This is a genomic window from Microcoleus sp. PH2017_05_CCC_O_A, assembly GCF_020738785.1.
Classification (GTDB): domain Bacteria; phylum Cyanobacteriota; class Cyanobacteriia; order Cyanobacteriales; family Microcoleaceae; genus Microcoleus.
The window spans coordinates 58,207-73,414 of sequence record NZ_JAEQCB010000080.1 but is presented as its reverse complement, the minus strand read 5'-3'; the positions used below and the strand labels follow the sequence as shown (position 1 = coordinate 73,414).

The following is a 15,208-nucleotide window of genomic DNA, read 5'->3' as shown; positions in this document are numbered from 1 at the left end:
CCTCACCATAACTTTTATAAACAATTAAGTAAATTAACTTAATTAAAGGTAAAATACCGATCGCTAAACAGTTTACTGTATATAGCCTTTTTCAAAAAGATGAGGTATGACTGACAGCTTATACAACCAGTTAAACTAAGAGGGCCCAAGCCCAACAACGTACCTCATGTTTGTGATAACCGCTATATGTCTTCTTCCATCTAGAGTATTGCGTCTTCCTTCAGTATTGCGTCTTTCTTCTGTCAACTGTCAACTCTTCCTACTGTCAACTGTCAACTGTCAACTGTCAACTGATTTCTCGATCGCCCTTACAACCTGCTCGATCTGAGTATTGCTCAATCCGGGATACATTGGCAAGGATAAAATTTGTTCGCACAGGGTTTCGGTGTGGGGGAAGTCGCCCGGATTGCCTAAGTTTTGGTAGGCTGGTTGCAGGTGGCAAGGTACGGGATAGTGGATGCCTGTTTGGATGCCTTCTCGGGTGAGATGTTCCTGAAGGGTGTTGCGGGCGATCCTCTTCGTTGGCGTAGCCCCCGTAGGGGAGGGCTTCCGTAACGGGCTTTTGTCAGTAATCTGGATTACGTAGAGGTGATAAATGTGACCTGTGCCGCTGTGATTGGCGATCGGTACAATGCCTTTGGGTTTCAGGGGTTCTAGTAGAGTATTGTAGTATTGAGCGGCGTCGGTGCGATCGCGATTCCATTTTTCCAAGTAAGGCAATTTCAAATTGAGCACGGCGGCTTGCAAATTATCGAGGCGGCTGTTGGTGCCGATTTCTGCGTGCAAATATTTGCTGGGTGCTCCGTAATTGCGGAGAGTTCGCATTTTTTGTGCGATTTCTGCATCGTTAGTAATTAACATCCCACCATCGCCAAAACAGCCGAGGTTTTTGCTGGGATAAAAGCTGAATGCTGCTGCTTTACCAAAGGAACCTGCACGGTATCCTTCTCTTTCGGCTAAATGGGCTTGTGCCGCATCTTCAAATATCATTAATTTGTGGCGGCTAGCAAAATCTAAAACTTCCCTAGGCGATACCATTTGACCGTAGAGGTGTACGGGGATAATTGCTTTAGTTTTTGAGCTGACTGCTGTTTCGGCTGCTGTGAGGTCAATCAGGGCGGTTTCCGGGTCACAATCTACCAGAATAGGTACTGCTTTGGCTTGAATCACACCAATTATAGTAGCGATAAATGTGTTGGCTGGGAGGATGATTTCGTCGCCCGGATGGATGCCACAAGCTTGGAGTCCAAGGGCGATCGCATCAGTTCCACAAGCCACTCCTACGCCGTATTTTACTCCAGAAGCTGCTGCAAAGGCTGTTTCAAATTCTGCCAGTGCTTCACCTAAAATAAAGTCTCCGTGCTGGATAATTGTTGCAAGTGTTGCTGCTATTTGAGATTCGATTGGTTGGTGTTGCAGGTAAAGGTTTACAAATGGAACTTTTGGCTGGCGACTGCTCATACATCGGAGGGAGAGTAATTATTTATATTAGCACTTAATTGCGGAGATATTTTATTTTTTTTAACCGCAGAGGGCGCAGAGATCGCAGAGAAAAAGAGGAATAGAGGAGAAAGCCGATCTCACTTTTCTGAGCTGTATATTAAATCAAGGTTTTTCGGTAAGATAGAATTAGATAATTTTTCGGCAATTGAGATCGTGGAATACAAAAAACTAGGTAACAGCGACTTATTAGTATCTGAAATCTGTTTGGGTACGATGACTTACGGCCAGCAGAATACGGTTGCAGAAGCGGCTGAACAGCTCGATTTTGCGATCGCCCGAGGCATCAACTTTATCGATACGGCAGAAATGTATCCGGTGCCGGGAAAACCCGAAACTCAGGGCAAAACAGAGGAATATATCGGCGAATGGTTGGCGCGACAGCAGCGGGATAAAGTCATTATAGCTACTAAAGTGGCCGGCAGAAGCACTCGATTGAAGTGGATTCGGGAAGGGAAAAATCAGATCGATCGCCCAAATGTCGAAAAAGCCCTGAACGACAGCCTGAAGCGCCTGCAAACAGACTACATCGACCTCTATCAGATCCACTGGCCCGATCGCTACGTGCCCCTATTTGGTGCGCCAGATTACGACATCGCCCAAGAACACGAAACCGTACCGATTTTGGAACAATTAGAGGTATTTGCTGACTTAATTAAAGCTGGCAAAATTCGCTATTTGGGTTTGAGCAACGAAACGCCTTGGGGAGTTTGCGAGTTTTGCGAATTAGCCGAAAAACACGATTTGCCGAAGGTTATTTCGATTCAGAATGCTTTCAGTTTGAGCAATCGGACTTTTCACATGAATTTGGCAGAAACTTGCAGATTTAAAAATGTGGGATTGATGGCTTACAGTCCCTTGGGTTTCGGACTTTTAACGGGTAAATATCTAAATGGAATCCCGGAAAATTCCCGACTGGCTTTGTTCGCAGGATTCGGTCAGCGTTACGATAAAACTAATCTGAACGATGCCGTGAAAGCCTATGTTGAGATTGCGCGATCGCACGGTTTGAGTCCGGCGCAAATGGCTTTGGCTTATGTGCGATCGCGTTGGTTCGTAACTAGCACAATTATCGGTGCAACATCGATCGCACAACTTGAGGAAAATCTTAGCAGTTTGGAGGTGACTCTCGATCGAGATATCGTAGCAGAAATCAATTCGGTACACGCGAATTATCCCAATCCCACGCCGTAATCCTTATTAGTAGGTTGCGGTTAAGTGATATAGCCTCCGCTCGAATGACCGCAATCAGTAAGGTTCGTAGTGCGGACTTCAGTCCGCAGCCCAAACACAAAATGAAGGGCAATACGAACCGTTTTTGTTAAGGTTAAATCATATCATTTTCGCTGGAATCGCCATCCTAAAATTGGTTCGCTCGTTCGGATTTTATATCGTTTCCGGTAGCATCGGAATTATATATTTGAATCGTTCAGTGCGAGCGTCTCGCTCGCGATCCACTCGCGAGCGAGACGCTCGCACTACATAATTCGGATGCTACCGGATTTGATTTTATTCCTCAGGTGAATGCGGACTAAAGTCCTCACTACAGACCTTCAGAGCAATTGCTAATTGCCAATTATCAATTACCTAAGCGTAACTCATGTTACACCATAAGTGCTATAATTATTTCCCTAATGAACTTGATGGTTGCCCGATATTGGCAGCTCGATGATAAATTTTGTGCCGCAGTTTGGTGCAGTATCGCACCATAATTTTCCGCCATGCTTTTCAGCAATTATCTGATAGCTAATAGATAAGCCTAACCCGGTTCCCTTTCCCACTGGCTTGGTGGTGAAGAAAGGGTCAAATAGGCGCGATCGCACATTCTCTGGAATACCTGCACCATTATCGGCAAACACTATCTGCACTTGATTTGGTTCCGTGCGAGAGGTAGTAATGCAGATCGTGTTCGGGTTGGTGGCAATCTGATCGAAACTGCGCCCTCGGTTGCTCTCCTCCAAGGCGTCAATCGCATTTACTAGCAGGTTCATAAATACTTGGTTGAGTTGTCCTGCATAGCATTCTACCTGCGGCAAATCGCCATATTGTTTTACGATCTCAATGGTTGGGTGTTGTGCTGTCGCTTTGATGCGGTGTTGCACAATCATTAATGTGTTATCAATGCCTTCATGCAGATTGACAAACTTCAATTCTGCTTGATCCAGGCGAGCAAAATTGCGGAGCGAAATTACAATTTCCCGAATGCGATCGGAGCCTACTTGCATCGAATGCAGTACCTTGGTGAGATCTTCACTCAGAAAATTTAGATCCACATCATCTAGTTCTGTTTGCAGCGATTGGGGAGGGTTCGGATAGTGCTGTTGATATGAATTGAGCAATCGCAGCAGTTCTTGTGTATATTGATTGACGTATGTGATGTTGCCGTGAATAAAGCTAACTGGATTGTTGATTTCATGGGCTACGCCTGCTACCATTTGCCCTAGTGCTGACATTTTTTCACTCTGCACCATCTGACTCTGGGTACGATGCAATTCTTTCAGCGTGCTTTCTAATTGCTGCATTTGTTGGCTTAGTTGTCGATCGCGATTTGTTAACTCTTCTGCCATAACGTTAAATGATTGTGCCAGAATCCCCACTTCATCTTCGTTGTTGACAGGAATTCGAGTGCTTAAGTCGCCTTGGGCTAATTGCTGGGTTGCTTGGGTTAGGCTTTGAATCCGACGCCCCAGAGATTGGGTGATGCGAAATCCCCAGAGTGTAACTCCCGTCACCAGGAAACTTCCCAGCAGCCCAAAGCCACCCACCACAAACCACAACTTTTGTTCTGCTTGTTCGGTTTGTATGACAGACTTGAGTACGGCGATTTTGAGGGTTGCGCGATCGAATCCTGGTAGCCCGATCGTTTTAATCAAGTAGTTTTCGCCTGCAATCTTTGTCACTTTAGGTAGAGATTCAGGCTGGGGAGCTTGCCAGGGTCGAGCGCGATTAAGCTGTAAAGTAGAAGCAGTTATGCGATCGCCCTGGAATGCAACTAAGTGCATGGATGTGTTACCGCGAATTTGCTGAAGTAGTGCGTCGTCAATCGCACCCCCCACAACCAAACCAGCCAAAATTTGTGTAGAAGATTTGATCGAGATCAATCCCACCAGGGAGGGTACAGCCCCTTTTTCTGCCAGCAGAATGCCCGATAAACTTAGTCCAGCACGAGCCGCACGATTGATGGCAGTATCTTCTAATATTGCTTGTGTCAGTGCTCCCTGCTGCGAAGATACTAAGAGTTCACCATTTGTGTCTACGATTCTGATCAAATCCAGTTTTAAGGATGCCTGGATTGGTAACATGGTACGGAGCAATAAAGGGCGATCGCCCGCAGCAACGGCCCTGATTACATTCCTGTCCTCGCTCACCCAACGAGCTTTTAAGTAGAGCAATTCTTGCTTTTGCTTCAGATCTTGTTGGAGTAAAGTAGCCCTATCTTCTATCTCCTTGTGCGCCGTTTGTTCTAAGTTCTTTCTGGCAAAATAACCAAAGCCCAGGGTTCCGAAAGTCCACAGGCTAAGGAATGCCACCAACAAAGGAGACAACAGCTTGACTGAGATTGGGAGTCGCACATATCTGAAGCCCTGTAACATATCTACTTCAACCTAGGATTGAGTGTAGCTAAAACCATGTAGTGTCAATTTAAACGTCAAGTTGTTTAATAAATCTAGCTTACCGCGCACTCTCGATACCAGTAAATATTCCTTAAAAAGGGGGAATCGATCGTCTAGTCCCTTCTTAACAAAGCTGGATAGAGAAGGATCGAGAAGATTGTTAACTCATCAGTAAGCTGACACTAGGTTCGCAGCTCAAGTTGATGCTATTTACTAACAACAAACCCAGACTTCTCCAAAGCAGTGGTTCCTGACGGGCTAAAAATGTATTTAATCAGTCCTTGAGTAGACTCCGAAGCATTTTTATGCCAAAGAATTTCGATCGGGCGTACCATTTGATATTTGCCTGCTTTGACATTTTCGGCTGTAGGCTCAACATTGTTGAGACTAAGACGGTTTACGGGTAGTTTATGGGAAATGGCGTAAGCCAGGGAAAAAGTACCGATGCTGTAGGGAGTGCTTTGAATCGCCTCGATTAATTCTCCTTCTTTTCGTAATACCACTGCTTGCGGTGAACTCTTCAAATCTTTTCCGAGATAGTGTTTGCGGAGGAGGCGTTTGGCAGATTCATCTTCTGGGCGATCGAGTACCACAATCTTAGCATCGGGCCCGCCCAGTTTTTTCCAGTTGGTCAAGGTGCCGCTGTAAATGGCTTTGAGGTCTTTAGTGGTCAGGTTTTTCACCCCTTTGACGCTGGGATGAGTAGCAACGAGAAGGGCATCGTGGGCGACTTCACGAAACTCTAATGTGCCATCATTTTCCTCGGGCTTTAATGTTTTAGAAATTGCACCAATATCAATAAGTTGTTGTTTGACTCCTGCAATCACTGTTTCAGATTGTCCCGGCTCTAACTGAGTAATTTTGGTGTTTTGGGAGGTGGATTCATAATTAGTCGCTAGCGTCTGAATCACACCTATTGTGCTGCTTGAACCTCCGATTTTGAGCGAGGCATCAGTTGGCGCTGCTGCCGTTGCAACCGTTGTAGCCGTGGAGGTACTGGCGTTTGTTGAGCAACTGGGCAAGCCGAAAAGTGCGATCGCGCCTAAAGTCAGGATTAATAAATTCCGTTTCATAGTATACAATTATTGGGTAATATTGTCAGCTTGCTAAATTTTTCATCAAACCAAACAGCAATCATTTTTTTGTGCTTCCCTGACTTGGCCTTACACTAACATAAATACCGAAAAGTGGCGATCTATTTAAAAATTCTTTACAAACTTGTGTATAGTCGAAGCGTTTGAGCAAAAATCTGTAAGTGCGATCGAATATCATATATTTTCATACTTTTGCATAATCGGGAGAGCGCGAAGTTCTAACATAGGAGTAGCAGCCATGAATAGCGGTCAAAAATTTAATTTTAAATTAGGAGAGCGTTTCTTAGAAGACTGGGCAGAACCTCCAGAAGATCCATTAGGAGAGCTTTCTCATTTTGAAATGGGATGGCGATGTTTCTGTTTTGAATACAACCATAAAGTTTTCATAGAAATAGGTGATGCTCAAAAAGAGGTGTTTTTAGATCCAGATATCTGTATGATGATTGACAATTACTTTCCCAAGGAAATTGCGAAGCTATCGCAAGGTAAACCAATAGAAATAGACTTTGGTGAGAGTTGGTTTACTATTATGTTGCTACCGATCGACAATAAGATTAACTGCACTTGGATCGAGTTTGGGACTTCGTGCTGGGAAAAGGTGTTTGAATGCGATCGCACTCAAGTATTAGATACCCTCAGAGGATTTTTGACGGAAGTGATGCAGCTAGCTGTAGATCAGGGTTTCATCACGCTGTTCGAGAAGGAGGAGTTTATTCATCCGGCTTTTGCTAGCAGTACGGATGCTGTGGTATTGAGCAAGTAGTTGGTTTTTGGTGGTGTTTTGGGCGATCGCCCTTGACGCAGAGGAAATGGGATAGAGGAGCGATCTAAACTTTAGCATACCTAACTCAACAATCTTTCAAGTCATTATTCCCAATATTGGGAAAATTTCCCAGATTGGATTGACGCTGATATCAGGTAGAGAGGTTTATATTTATCGATATTCGGCACAAAATATAGTTGCCAATTCTGCTGGCCAGTGTTAAAGTCTTAAAAGACAAAAGAAGACAAAAACTCCTCAAATTGCCAAGTATAAGAACTCTCTAATGTCTTGTATTTTTTGCAATCTTGGATTTTTCGCAATACCGAATCCTATCCTGATACGAAAAAGGCCCGCCTGAACTACTAATTCAGACAATGCCCTCGTTTTAGCTAGGTAGCTAAGTTGATTTGACCTGTAAACGTCAGACCCACACAACTAAACCCAACTTTTGAAATATATGTTCGACAATTATAACCCACAAGATGGACTATTGTATGCCAAGCATAGCCTGACTCCGATCTTCTCTGCTTTGGAGGAGTTAAACCCCGCTTGGGCAGAGTGTATCCGCAGTCTGCTTGATGACAAGGACGAAACTATCCAAGAACAGCGACAGGAAATAGATGACTTGAAGTACGAACTTGATTGTCAGCCAAATCCTTGGGATAACGATGGTTCATCACACGCAGATTGTCACGATCGCGAATATGTTACGGATAGACTAGGAATTTAACAAAAAGCCGATCGCCCTTACCATCCAAAAAATAAGACAATGGTAAAGGGCGATCGCCCTTCACCCTAAAATCTTTCTCCACTAAACCCATGAGTACAATTCGCTTACAACTAGCCGAATACTTGAAATGTCGAGGCTTCACCCCCGAAAACTTAATCGAAGCTGTCGGCGAAACACTCAATCCTGAAACCGTATACCAACTGATCGAAAAAGCAGAAAACCTCAGCCACCTAGACTTATCCGTCTTAGCCGCCATTATAGATGGCTTGAGCAAACTCAATGGTTTTCCAGTCGGTATCGCAGAAGTGCTTATGTTTTTTCCTGACATTTCCGAGGAAGCATTGGCAAAATCGCCTTGGCGCCAACTTTACCTCGTCGATAATGAAATTCCCCCCTATGATTGGGGAGATGTAGATCCGATGAAACTTGGTCAACCTGTGCGCTATATACCGGGAGTAGGTGCCGTTATTCTTGAAGACGAAAGGGTAAAGTAATAAGCGTGACTAATACATTCAACATCCGCGATATTTTACTCGTTGATTTCCCTCCTCAAACGCCTGCACTGCACGAACAACAAGGAAGACGCCCTGCTGTAGTAGTGGGGAGCCCAAGCGACACAGGTACGATCCGTTTTGAGCTTGTGATTGTTGTGCCGATTACCAGACAATCAGGAGATTGGACTGCACAAAATCCAATTTTATACCCAAGTCTTCGGGCAGGAGTGGGAAATCTAACTGCCGACTCGATAGTATTGCTGGATCAAGTACGCACTGTAGATATCCGGCGAATATTGCGGTATCTTGGCAGTTTAACCGCAGAAGAGTATCAGCCGATCGCAAATGGACTCAAGCTAATGTTCGGCTTTTAAATTATCCATTAATAACCTAACAGTCGATCGCGCAAATTCTTAATGCGATCGCCCTTCCCATTCATCTATATAATAGGTCGATATAATAGGTCGATCGGAATTTATGCACTCCGACAAAGAAACCGGGTTTTTAACGAATTTACTCGCCACAACGAAGTATTTTCACAAAAACCCGGTTTCTGGGCCCATGCGTCAGTTGTATAATCGCAACTGATGCGGATAAACCGTTTCAACACCTATCGTTTCCATAAATGATTCTGGTTCATCCTGAGTTGCGGTAACAAAATCTCCGCCAACTTCTGCTTTCACCCATCCGCCAAATAACTCGACTAAATAGGCTTCACCGTTTTTGAATACCTCAACAATTGCCCCGGCTGTTTCTGGCGGTGCAATCTCGCCATCACCGAGGGCGACTGCTTCGGTTAAACATACTGCATCGAATAACTGAAATTTGCTCATTGCTCCCCATTCTTCAACCCGCGAAGGCGGGTTTTGTTCGTGTAGACGCGGTTTCAACCGCCGAGTTATGCTTAATTCGATCGCGCAATTTACCCGCCTCCTCAAACTCCAACTTCTTCGCCGCCGCCTTCATCTGCGTCTCCAACCGCCCGATTAACTGAGGAATCTCGTCCAAAGATAACTCATCCACCTGTTCGTAAACCTCCTCCAACTGCTGCGAGTTCAGCTTGCGCGACACATCCAGAAACGCCAGAATCGCATTAGTCGATCGCTTTTTCGCGATCGGCTGCGGCGTAATCCCGTGCATCTTATTGTACGCTAGCTGAATCCCCCGGCGCCGATCCGTTTCGTCGATCGCCTTAACCATGCTATCAGTCAAATTATCCGCATACAAAATAGCCTGTCCCTGCACGTGGCGCGCCGCCCGCCCAATCGTTTGAATCAAAGAACGTTCCGATCGCAAAAACCCCTCTTTATCCGCATCCAAAATCACCACCAGCGACACTTCCGGCAAATCCAAACCTTCCCGCAACAAGTTGACGCCAATCAACACATCAAACTTGCCATCCTGCAAATCTTGGATAATTTCGATGCGTTGAATCGACTGAATTTCCGAGTGCAAATACCGGACTCTAATCGCCCTTTCCTGCAAATATTCAGTTAAATCCTCCGCCATCCGCTTCGTCAAAGTCGTCACCAAAACTCGCTCGTCCCGAGTGACTCTCTGCTTAATTTCCCCCAACAAATCGTCAATTTGTCCTTCCGTCGGGCGCACGAAAATTGTCGGATCGACGACTCCCGTAGGGCGAATTACTTGCTCGGCAACTCTCCCTTCCGAGATTTCCATTTCCCAATTCCCCGGAGTCGCAGAAACAAAGATGCACTGATTCTCTTTTGCCCAGAACTCCTCTGCTTTCAAAGGGCGGTTGTCAGCAGCACTTGGCAAGCGAAAACCATGTTCGATCAATACTTTTTTCCGCGCTTGGTCGCCGTTGTACATTCCCCGAATTTGCGGCACTGTGACGTGGGATTCATCTACTACCAACATCCAATCTTTCGGAAAATAATCAATCAAACATTCGGGCGGTTCTCCGGCATTTCGGCCTGCTAAATGCCGCGAATAATTCTCTACTCCGTTACAGTATCCAACTTCCCGCAGCATTTCCAAATCGTAGCGAGTGCGCTGTTCTATCCGCTGCGCTTCTAATAGTTTCCCTTCTTTTTCAAATGCTAGCAGCCTGTCTTCTAATTCGAGTTCTATTCCTTGGCAAGCTGCCTCTAATTTATCATCAGCAGTCACAAAGTGGCGCGCAGGATAAATATTTAAAGCCGTTGTACTTTGGATGATTTTACCAGTTACGGGGTCAACGTAGCGAATGGCATCGATTTCGTCGCCGAAGAATTCGACGCGAATAATTCGATCTTCGTAGGCGGGGCCGATTTCTACAACATCGCCTTTGACTCGAAATTTGCCTCTACCTAAATCTAGGTCGTTGCGGCTGTATTGGACGTTGACTAAATCTCGCAATATTTGCCGCTGGTTGACTTCCATTCCTACTTGCAAAGGGATAGCAGCTTTCAGGTATTCTGCGGGCATTCCCAAACCGTAAATGCAGCTAATTGATGCTACGACAATTACGTCGCGGCGTTCAAAGAGCGATCGCGTGGCGGAGTGTCGCAGCATATCGATCTCATCGTTAATTGCTGCGGTTTTTTCAATAAAAGTATCGCTGACGGCGATGTATGCTTCAGGTTGGTAGTAGTCGTAATAACTGACAAAGTATTCGACTGCATTGTTGGGGAAAAAATTGCGGAGTTCGTTGCACAGTTGAGCGGCCAGGGTTTTGTTGTGTGCTAAGACTAAGGTGGGTCTACCGATTTTTTCGATCGCCGAGGCAATGGTGAAGGTTTTGCCCGTACCTGTGGCACCGAGTAAGGTTTGAAATCGATCGCCCGCTTGGATGCCTTTGACGAGTTGGGCGATCGCTAGCGGTTGGTCGCCCGTGGGATCGAAGGGCGCTTGCAATTGAAAAGATGCTGCCGCAGTTACCATAGGAAAATGTCGCTATTACCGATAAATTTTAACAAAAATTCAGAGATTCTGCAATTTCGTTAAGAAAATAGTTAAACTTTATAATATTATTTTAATTATCGGTTCAAATAGAAAGCAGAAAGCCCAGAAAAGCAGTTGTCCGAACCCAGTAATCAGCAAGGAAAAAAAATTATGGCTCTCACACCCAAAGACAAAGTCAAAGCGAGCCCCCGCGGCGGCAAAGGCACTACCAAGGCCCTACCACCCGCCAGCGAAGCCAAATCAGCGGGCATTCAACTTTATCAGCCGCAACTCCTACATGACAACCGCCCCGTCGGCCCAAACGATTTTACCATCAGCGAGACAGTCTCGATCTCGGGGAATCGCCCGATCGGCGCTAGCACCCTGCACATCAGCGAAACCTACGGCACTGTAGGCAATCGCCCGATCGAAGCCAGCGACTTTGAAGTGGTGGCTACACTCGGCAGACGCCCGATCGGCTCCAGCGCCATGCAAGTCAGCGAAATGTTCAGTATGTCCGGTGCGCGCCCTATTGCGATCAGCAATCTGCACATTGATGAAGTTTACTCCACAATGGGAGGCAACCGGCCAATTGCTTCCAACGACATTGACGACAGCTCGACCTTAATGGGATTTTTAGATTAATTATTCATTGGTCATTAGTTATTAGTTTTTCACTATTAACTCTATTAACTAATGACTAAAAACACATTTTTAGAGAAGTTTGTGACCAAGGAGATTGATAATTGGAAAACTCGAAAGTAATTTATAGCGGATCTAGCTCTCATATTCGCGGACGTTGTTGGGATGCGAGCCCTCTTTGTCTGGGAGGTTATGTAAGCTGTCTGTCATACCTCATCTTTTTGAGAAAGGCTATATTTTATCCTACCAATTTCCACAATATTTTCGCCATTATTAAATAGCTCAATTGCGTCAGGAAAAGCACGAGTAAAAATACGATGCAAATCTTTATTCGTAATGTTGCCACAGGTTAGCCAAAGAATTTGAGGCGGTTTGCCAAGGCTAATTACTAAATCAACAAAATCCCTATCCTTAGGACTGAAAAATTAATAACTTCATTATCTACTCATTTGTCGGAACAGCACGGTAATTCCATTTTGGCAAATATTCATCAAAAATAATTTTCATTGTATTCTTAAATCCATCTGCTACTTTTCTACCAGTTTTATAAATTTTATCAAGCACATTTACCACCACAGAAAGTCCGGTTTTGTGTGGGTTTTTTTCATGAGTTCTTTGACAAACTCAACAGAAGTAAAAATCACTCCTTGACAAGCTCTCGTTACATGAGGAAATAAGCGATGCTCTATTGGATTATACTCCAATGTATAGGGAGGATAATGTGCTATTCTGATTTCTATATGGAGCTACGTTGACTAATTTTTGCAAATCCGATTTAAAGATATAGTGATTAGAATTATTACTGCCACCTCCATCGCATTTAATCAAGATTGAACTTGCTTGAGGGTAGAGATAGATTCCGTAATTTATCCACCATGATTTAATCGATTCACAAGCAAATTCACTCGTATCTTTACTAATACCTAGGGTTAAATATCCTCGGTTATGTTGCACATCATAAATTCCATGAGGTACTATTTTGCCCTCAGCCAAACTGAAAAAGTCATGGTCAAGTGTGGTAACTGTTTCGGTAGTATACAGAGTTCCTGAGCGATATAAATTTCCAATAAATTCCTTTTTTTTGGTATCCATGCTAATGATAGGATTTCCCTGTAACTCATACTCTTCAGTGATTCTGGCAAGATTTTCAAATTGTTCGTTACGATTCTTTGTTATTCCTGTTGTTTGTTTTTTTTGAGCTTAACGTTTCACATATCCGTGCTTTTTTAATAATTTTTTGACAACCGTTACACTGACTGTTATGCCATGAACTTTCAGACCTTCAACTATTTCTTCTTGAGTGAGATTAGTCCATTTAATTTTCTCATCCATTGGGCTGCCTGCTGTATAATGTTTTAACACTTCTAAAAAACTTTCATTCAAGCCAGGTATCAGAGACTCGCTAGTTTTTCTTCCTCCTCCTTTTTGACGAATTCTGTGTCCCTCAAAAGTAGTCTCTGATTCACTTTTTAATTCCTTAATGCCTTTGGCTATTGTATTTCTGTCTGCTGCCAAAATTCGGGATATGTAACTAATTCCACCATAACCAAGTTTTTCGGCTTCTATTGCTGCATATCTTCGTCGATCTTTTTCAGATAGAGATTGATAAAGTTTCCGCATCTGAGCAGTAATTTCAGAGGAGTAATACATAAATTTACCTGAACAAAATGAAGGAAATTAACTAACCAATTATTAGGGAAACAAAGAAGGTGAACATCGAATAAGGATCAGTTTTGACCACCAGAATGAAATGTTACATCCTTTGTAATCACTCATTTGTTTATTATACCTTGCTTGTGTTATTAAATTTTCATTCCTAAGGATGAGTTTTGACCACAAAATGAAATGTTACATCCTTTGCAATCACTCATTTGTTTATTATACCTTGCTTGTGTTATTAAATTTTCATTCCTTATCCCGTCGCTCAAAGAAATTGATAAACGCTCTAGACAAGTTTGGCGACACCGATTGCAACACTTGGCTATAAGGTTCAGCCAACCATCAAAACTCTTTTTTGAGAGCAGGTAGACGGTCGTTTCTCCCTTCCTGGGATACCCCTTTACCAGTTTCTTTATAAAGTTGATTGGTCATGGCTAACGAATTATTCCAAAACCAACGGGCACAGCCGAATGCTTTTGATAGCGCTACTTGCTGCTCATCGTTAGGATAAATTCGTACCTTGACTGCGTGTTTCATGTCTCTATCTTACTACGAAAAACTTAAATCAGTAAATAAATATTCTAGGTGGAAGGCAAAGCTAATTGGCTGTTGGATCGGGGAGTTCCAACAGCCGCGCTATCCATCCCCACCGTGTAGACGGATGGGGAATTCCGCTAATCAGTTAAATTTTGATTGTTCCCAGACTTTAGTCTGGGAATGCATCTTTAACGACTCCAAATTGAAATTGCAACGAAAAAGTGAAAAAGACAGAAAAACTAAGTTTATCGTATCTTTTACCTTGTTATTTGGAGACACTGGCGAGAATCTTTTCCATCTCAGAAAGCTCCAGCGCACCGGAGAATGTTTTGCCGTTCAGAATAAAGAATGGAGTGCCTTCGATTCCCAGTTTTTGAGCCAGTTGCACGTCTTTCTGAATCGCGGCTTCGGCGGCGGGGCTGTTGCGATCGCTGTTGAATTTATCTAACTTGAGATTGAGCTTTTGGGCGATCGATCCGTAAAATTCCTCGCCTAACTGTTTTTGCCCTTCAAACAAAGCGCTGTAATATTCCCAGAATTTTCCCTGCTGTTGGGCAGCCCAAGCTGCTTTAGCTGCTGGTAGCGCTTGAGGGTGAATTGAACTCAAGGGAAAATGCTTGTAAGCTAAAGTAACTTTGTCCTGGTGTTTTGCCATAAACTGCTTAACGGTATCGTGAGCGCGCGCGCAAAACGGACATTGAAAGTCAGAGAATTCTAAAAGTACAATCTGCTGCGAAGCCGAACCCGTGCTAGGAGAATCCCCGATCGCCGATTTGGGATTTGTTTTCATCTCCTGGAAAAATGACTCCTGCGCTGCTTTGAGAGACTGCTGCTGCTGTTGCTGATACGCTTGTACCGAATCTAAAATTGCTTGGGGGTTTTCGCGGATCACCTGCAAGACTTGCTCTTTAAACTTGGGATCGACTGAATTGCCAGCCGCTGACTGGGCGGGGGAACAACCGATAAATACAAGGCAACCCGCAAGCAGTGCAGCCAAGCAGAAGGCTTGCTGGCTGCGGAATTTTCGCCAAATAGTGGATATGTTCATCTTTTTTCCTGGTTTACGGCAAGACTTAATCCTACATTTAATTTTGCGGAGTGTCAGGTGTACCGCAGTTTAGTGCTGTGCAGCTATTTTTATATCTAAGCAATAATTAGCAATTGGCGATCGCAAATTCGGAGTGGGCAATTGGCAGTGGGTTTTACTAACCGGGAGCATCTCAGTTTTGCATTTATAGTGCTGTCCCCGCTCGCGTGTTTATACAAACACGCGAGCGGGGACAGCACTA

The 15,208-nt window shown here is 44.2% G+C and carries 13 protein-coding genes and 3 pseudogenes; 6 read left to right on the top strand and 10 right to left on the bottom strand.

Features of this window, described 5'->3' with window-relative positions:
- Positions 1–279: 279 nt before the first annotated feature.
- Positions 280–1,461 (bottom strand): DegT/DnrJ/EryC1/StrS aminotransferase family protein, encoded by a 1,182-nt coding sequence (locus JGK20_RS19640; protein WP_293174226.1) that lies wholly within the window; start codon positions 1,459–1,461, stop codon positions 280–282.
- Positions 1,462–1,656: 195 nt separating this feature from the next.
- Here JGK20_RS19640 and JGK20_RS19635 point away from each other — a divergent pair, with 195 nt between their 5' ends.
- The gene (locus JGK20_RS19635) at positions 1,657–2,694 is read left to right on the top strand and encodes an NADP(H)-dependent aldo-keto reductase (RefSeq protein WP_293174223.1); all 1,038 of its coding nucleotides are present in this window, start codon (positions 1,657–1,659) and stop codon (positions 2,692–2,694) included.
- Between the two features lie 437 nt (positions 2,695–3,131).
- On the opposite strand, the gene JGK20_RS19630 is transcribed toward JGK20_RS19635, so the two are convergent.
- Complete coding sequence (locus JGK20_RS19630) at positions 3,132–5,093, bottom strand: ATP-binding protein (protein WP_293231833.1); 1,962 nt, start codon at positions 5,091–5,093, stop codon at positions 3,132–3,134.
- A 227-nt stretch (positions 5,094–5,320) separates the two neighbouring features.
- On the bottom strand, positions 5,321–6,187 hold the full coding sequence (locus JGK20_RS19625) for a substrate-binding domain-containing protein (protein WP_293231831.1): 867 nt from the start codon (positions 6,185–6,187) through the stop codon (positions 5,321–5,323).
- Positions 6,188–6,446: 259 nt separating this feature from the next.
- Between JGK20_RS19625 and JGK20_RS19620 the strand changes: the two genes are divergently transcribed.
- The 4 genes from JGK20_RS19620 (at position 6,447) to JGK20_RS19605 (ending at position 8,569) form a co-directional block, all read left to right on the top strand.
- On the top strand, positions 6,447–6,971 hold the full coding sequence (locus JGK20_RS19620; RefSeq protein ID WP_293174214.1) for a hypothetical protein: 525 nt from the start codon (positions 6,447–6,449) through the stop codon (positions 6,969–6,971).
- A 457-nt stretch (positions 6,972–7,428) separates the two neighbouring features.
- Positions 7,429–7,701, top strand: coding sequence for a hypothetical protein (locus JGK20_RS19615; protein WP_293174212.1), 273 nt, complete (start codon positions 7,429–7,431; stop codon positions 7,699–7,701).
- A gap of 89 nt (positions 7,702–7,790) precedes the next feature.
- Entirely contained in the window at positions 7,791–8,195 is a 405-nt protein-coding gene (locus tag JGK20_RS19610) for a hypothetical protein (RefSeq protein ID WP_293189349.1), read from the top strand.
- A gap of 5 nt (positions 8,196–8,200) precedes the next feature.
- Positions 8,201–8,569, top strand: a complete 369-nt coding sequence (locus tag JGK20_RS19605) for a type II toxin-antitoxin system PemK/MazF family toxin (protein WP_293174206.1) — start codon at positions 8,201–8,203, stop codon at positions 8,567–8,569.
- Positions 8,570–8,761: 192 nt separating this feature from the next.
- Here the strand turns inward: JGK20_RS19605 and JGK20_RS19600 are convergent, their stop codons facing one another.
- Complete coding sequence (locus JGK20_RS19600) at positions 8,762–9,028, bottom strand: DUF4926 domain-containing protein (RefSeq protein ID WP_293231829.1); 267 nt, start codon at positions 9,026–9,028, stop codon at positions 8,762–8,764.
- 13 nt (positions 9,029–9,041) lie between these two features.
- Positions 9,042–11,081 (bottom strand): excinuclease ABC subunit UvrB, encoded by a 2,040-nt coding sequence (gene uvrB, locus JGK20_RS19595; RefSeq protein ID WP_293231827.1) that lies wholly within the window; start codon positions 11,079–11,081, stop codon positions 9,042–9,044.
- Positions 11,082–11,252: 171 nt separating this feature from the next.
- Here uvrB and JGK20_RS19590 point away from each other — a divergent pair, with 171 nt between their 5' ends.
- Positions 11,253–11,726 carry a hypothetical protein gene (locus JGK20_RS19590; protein ID WP_293174197.1) on the top strand — a complete coding sequence of 158 codons (474 nt, stop codon included), beginning with the start codon at positions 11,253–11,255 and terminating at the stop codon, positions 11,724–11,726.
- Positions 11,727–11,929: 203 nt separating this feature from the next.
- On the opposite strand, the pseudogene JGK20_RS34610 reads toward JGK20_RS19590, so the two are convergent.
- From JGK20_RS34610 to JGK20_RS19570, 5 genes and pseudogenes are all read right to left on the bottom strand, one after another.
- A pseudogene (locus JGK20_RS34610) lies at positions 11,930–12,124 on the bottom strand (DUF5615 family PIN-like protein); the annotation flags it as partial.
- A gap of 40 nt (positions 12,125–12,164) precedes the next feature.
- Positions 12,165–12,427: pseudogene (locus JGK20_RS19585) on the bottom strand (hypothetical protein).
- A pseudogene (locus JGK20_RS19580) lies at positions 12,417–13,343 on the bottom strand (ISAzo13 family transposase). Before JGK20_RS19580 ends, JGK20_RS19585 begins: the two co-directional pseudogenes overlap by 11 nt.
- 381 nt (positions 13,344–13,724) lie before the next feature.
- Complete coding sequence (locus tag JGK20_RS19575; protein WP_293174191.1) at positions 13,725–13,919, bottom strand: helix-turn-helix domain-containing protein; 195 nt, start codon at positions 13,917–13,919, stop codon at positions 13,725–13,727.
- Positions 13,920–14,184: 265 nt separating this feature from the next.
- Positions 14,185–14,967 (bottom strand): DsbA family protein, encoded by a 783-nt coding sequence (locus tag JGK20_RS19570; protein WP_293174188.1) that lies wholly within the window; start codon positions 14,965–14,967, stop codon positions 14,185–14,187.
- Positions 14,968–15,208: the final 241 nt, after the last annotated feature.

Coding starts and splice junctions, on each gene's coding strand:
- JGK20_RS19640 (WP_293174226.1), bottom strand. CDS start 1,461: ATGAGCAGTCGCCAGCCAAAAGTTCCATTTGTAAACCTTTACCTGCAA.
- JGK20_RS19630 (WP_293231833.1), bottom strand. CDS start 5,093: ATGTTACAGGGCTTCAGATATGTGCGACTCCCAATCTCAGTCAAGCTG.
- JGK20_RS19625 (WP_293231831.1), bottom strand. CDS start 6,187: ATGAAACGGAATTTATTAATCCTGACTTTAGGCGCGATCGCACTTTTC.
- JGK20_RS19620 (WP_293174214.1), top strand. CDS start 6,447: ATGAATAGCGGTCAAAAATTTAATTTTAAATTAGGAGAGCGTTTCTTA.
- JGK20_RS19615 (WP_293174212.1), top strand. CDS start 7,429: ATGTTCGACAATTATAACCCACAAGATGGACTATTGTATGCCAAGCAT.
- JGK20_RS19610 (WP_293189349.1), top strand. CDS start 7,791: ATGAGTACAATTCGCTTACAACTAGCCGAATACTTGAAATGTCGAGGC.
- JGK20_RS19600 (WP_293231829.1), bottom strand. CDS start 9,028: ATGAGCAAATTTCAGTTATTCGATGCAGTATGTTTAACCGAAGCAGTC.
- uvrB (WP_293231827.1), bottom strand. CDS start 11,081: ATGGTAACTGCGGCAGCATCTTTTCAATTGCAAGCGCCCTTCGATCCC.
- JGK20_RS19590 (WP_293174197.1), top strand. CDS start 11,253: ATGGCTCTCACACCCAAAGACAAAGTCAAAGCGAGCCCCCGCGGCGGC.
- JGK20_RS19575 (WP_293174191.1), bottom strand. CDS start 13,919: ATGAAACACGCAGTCAAGGTACGAATTTATCCTAACGATGAGCAGCAA.
- JGK20_RS19570 (WP_293174188.1), bottom strand. CDS start 14,967: ATGAACATATCCACTATTTGGCGAAAATTCCGCAGCCAGCAAGCCTTC.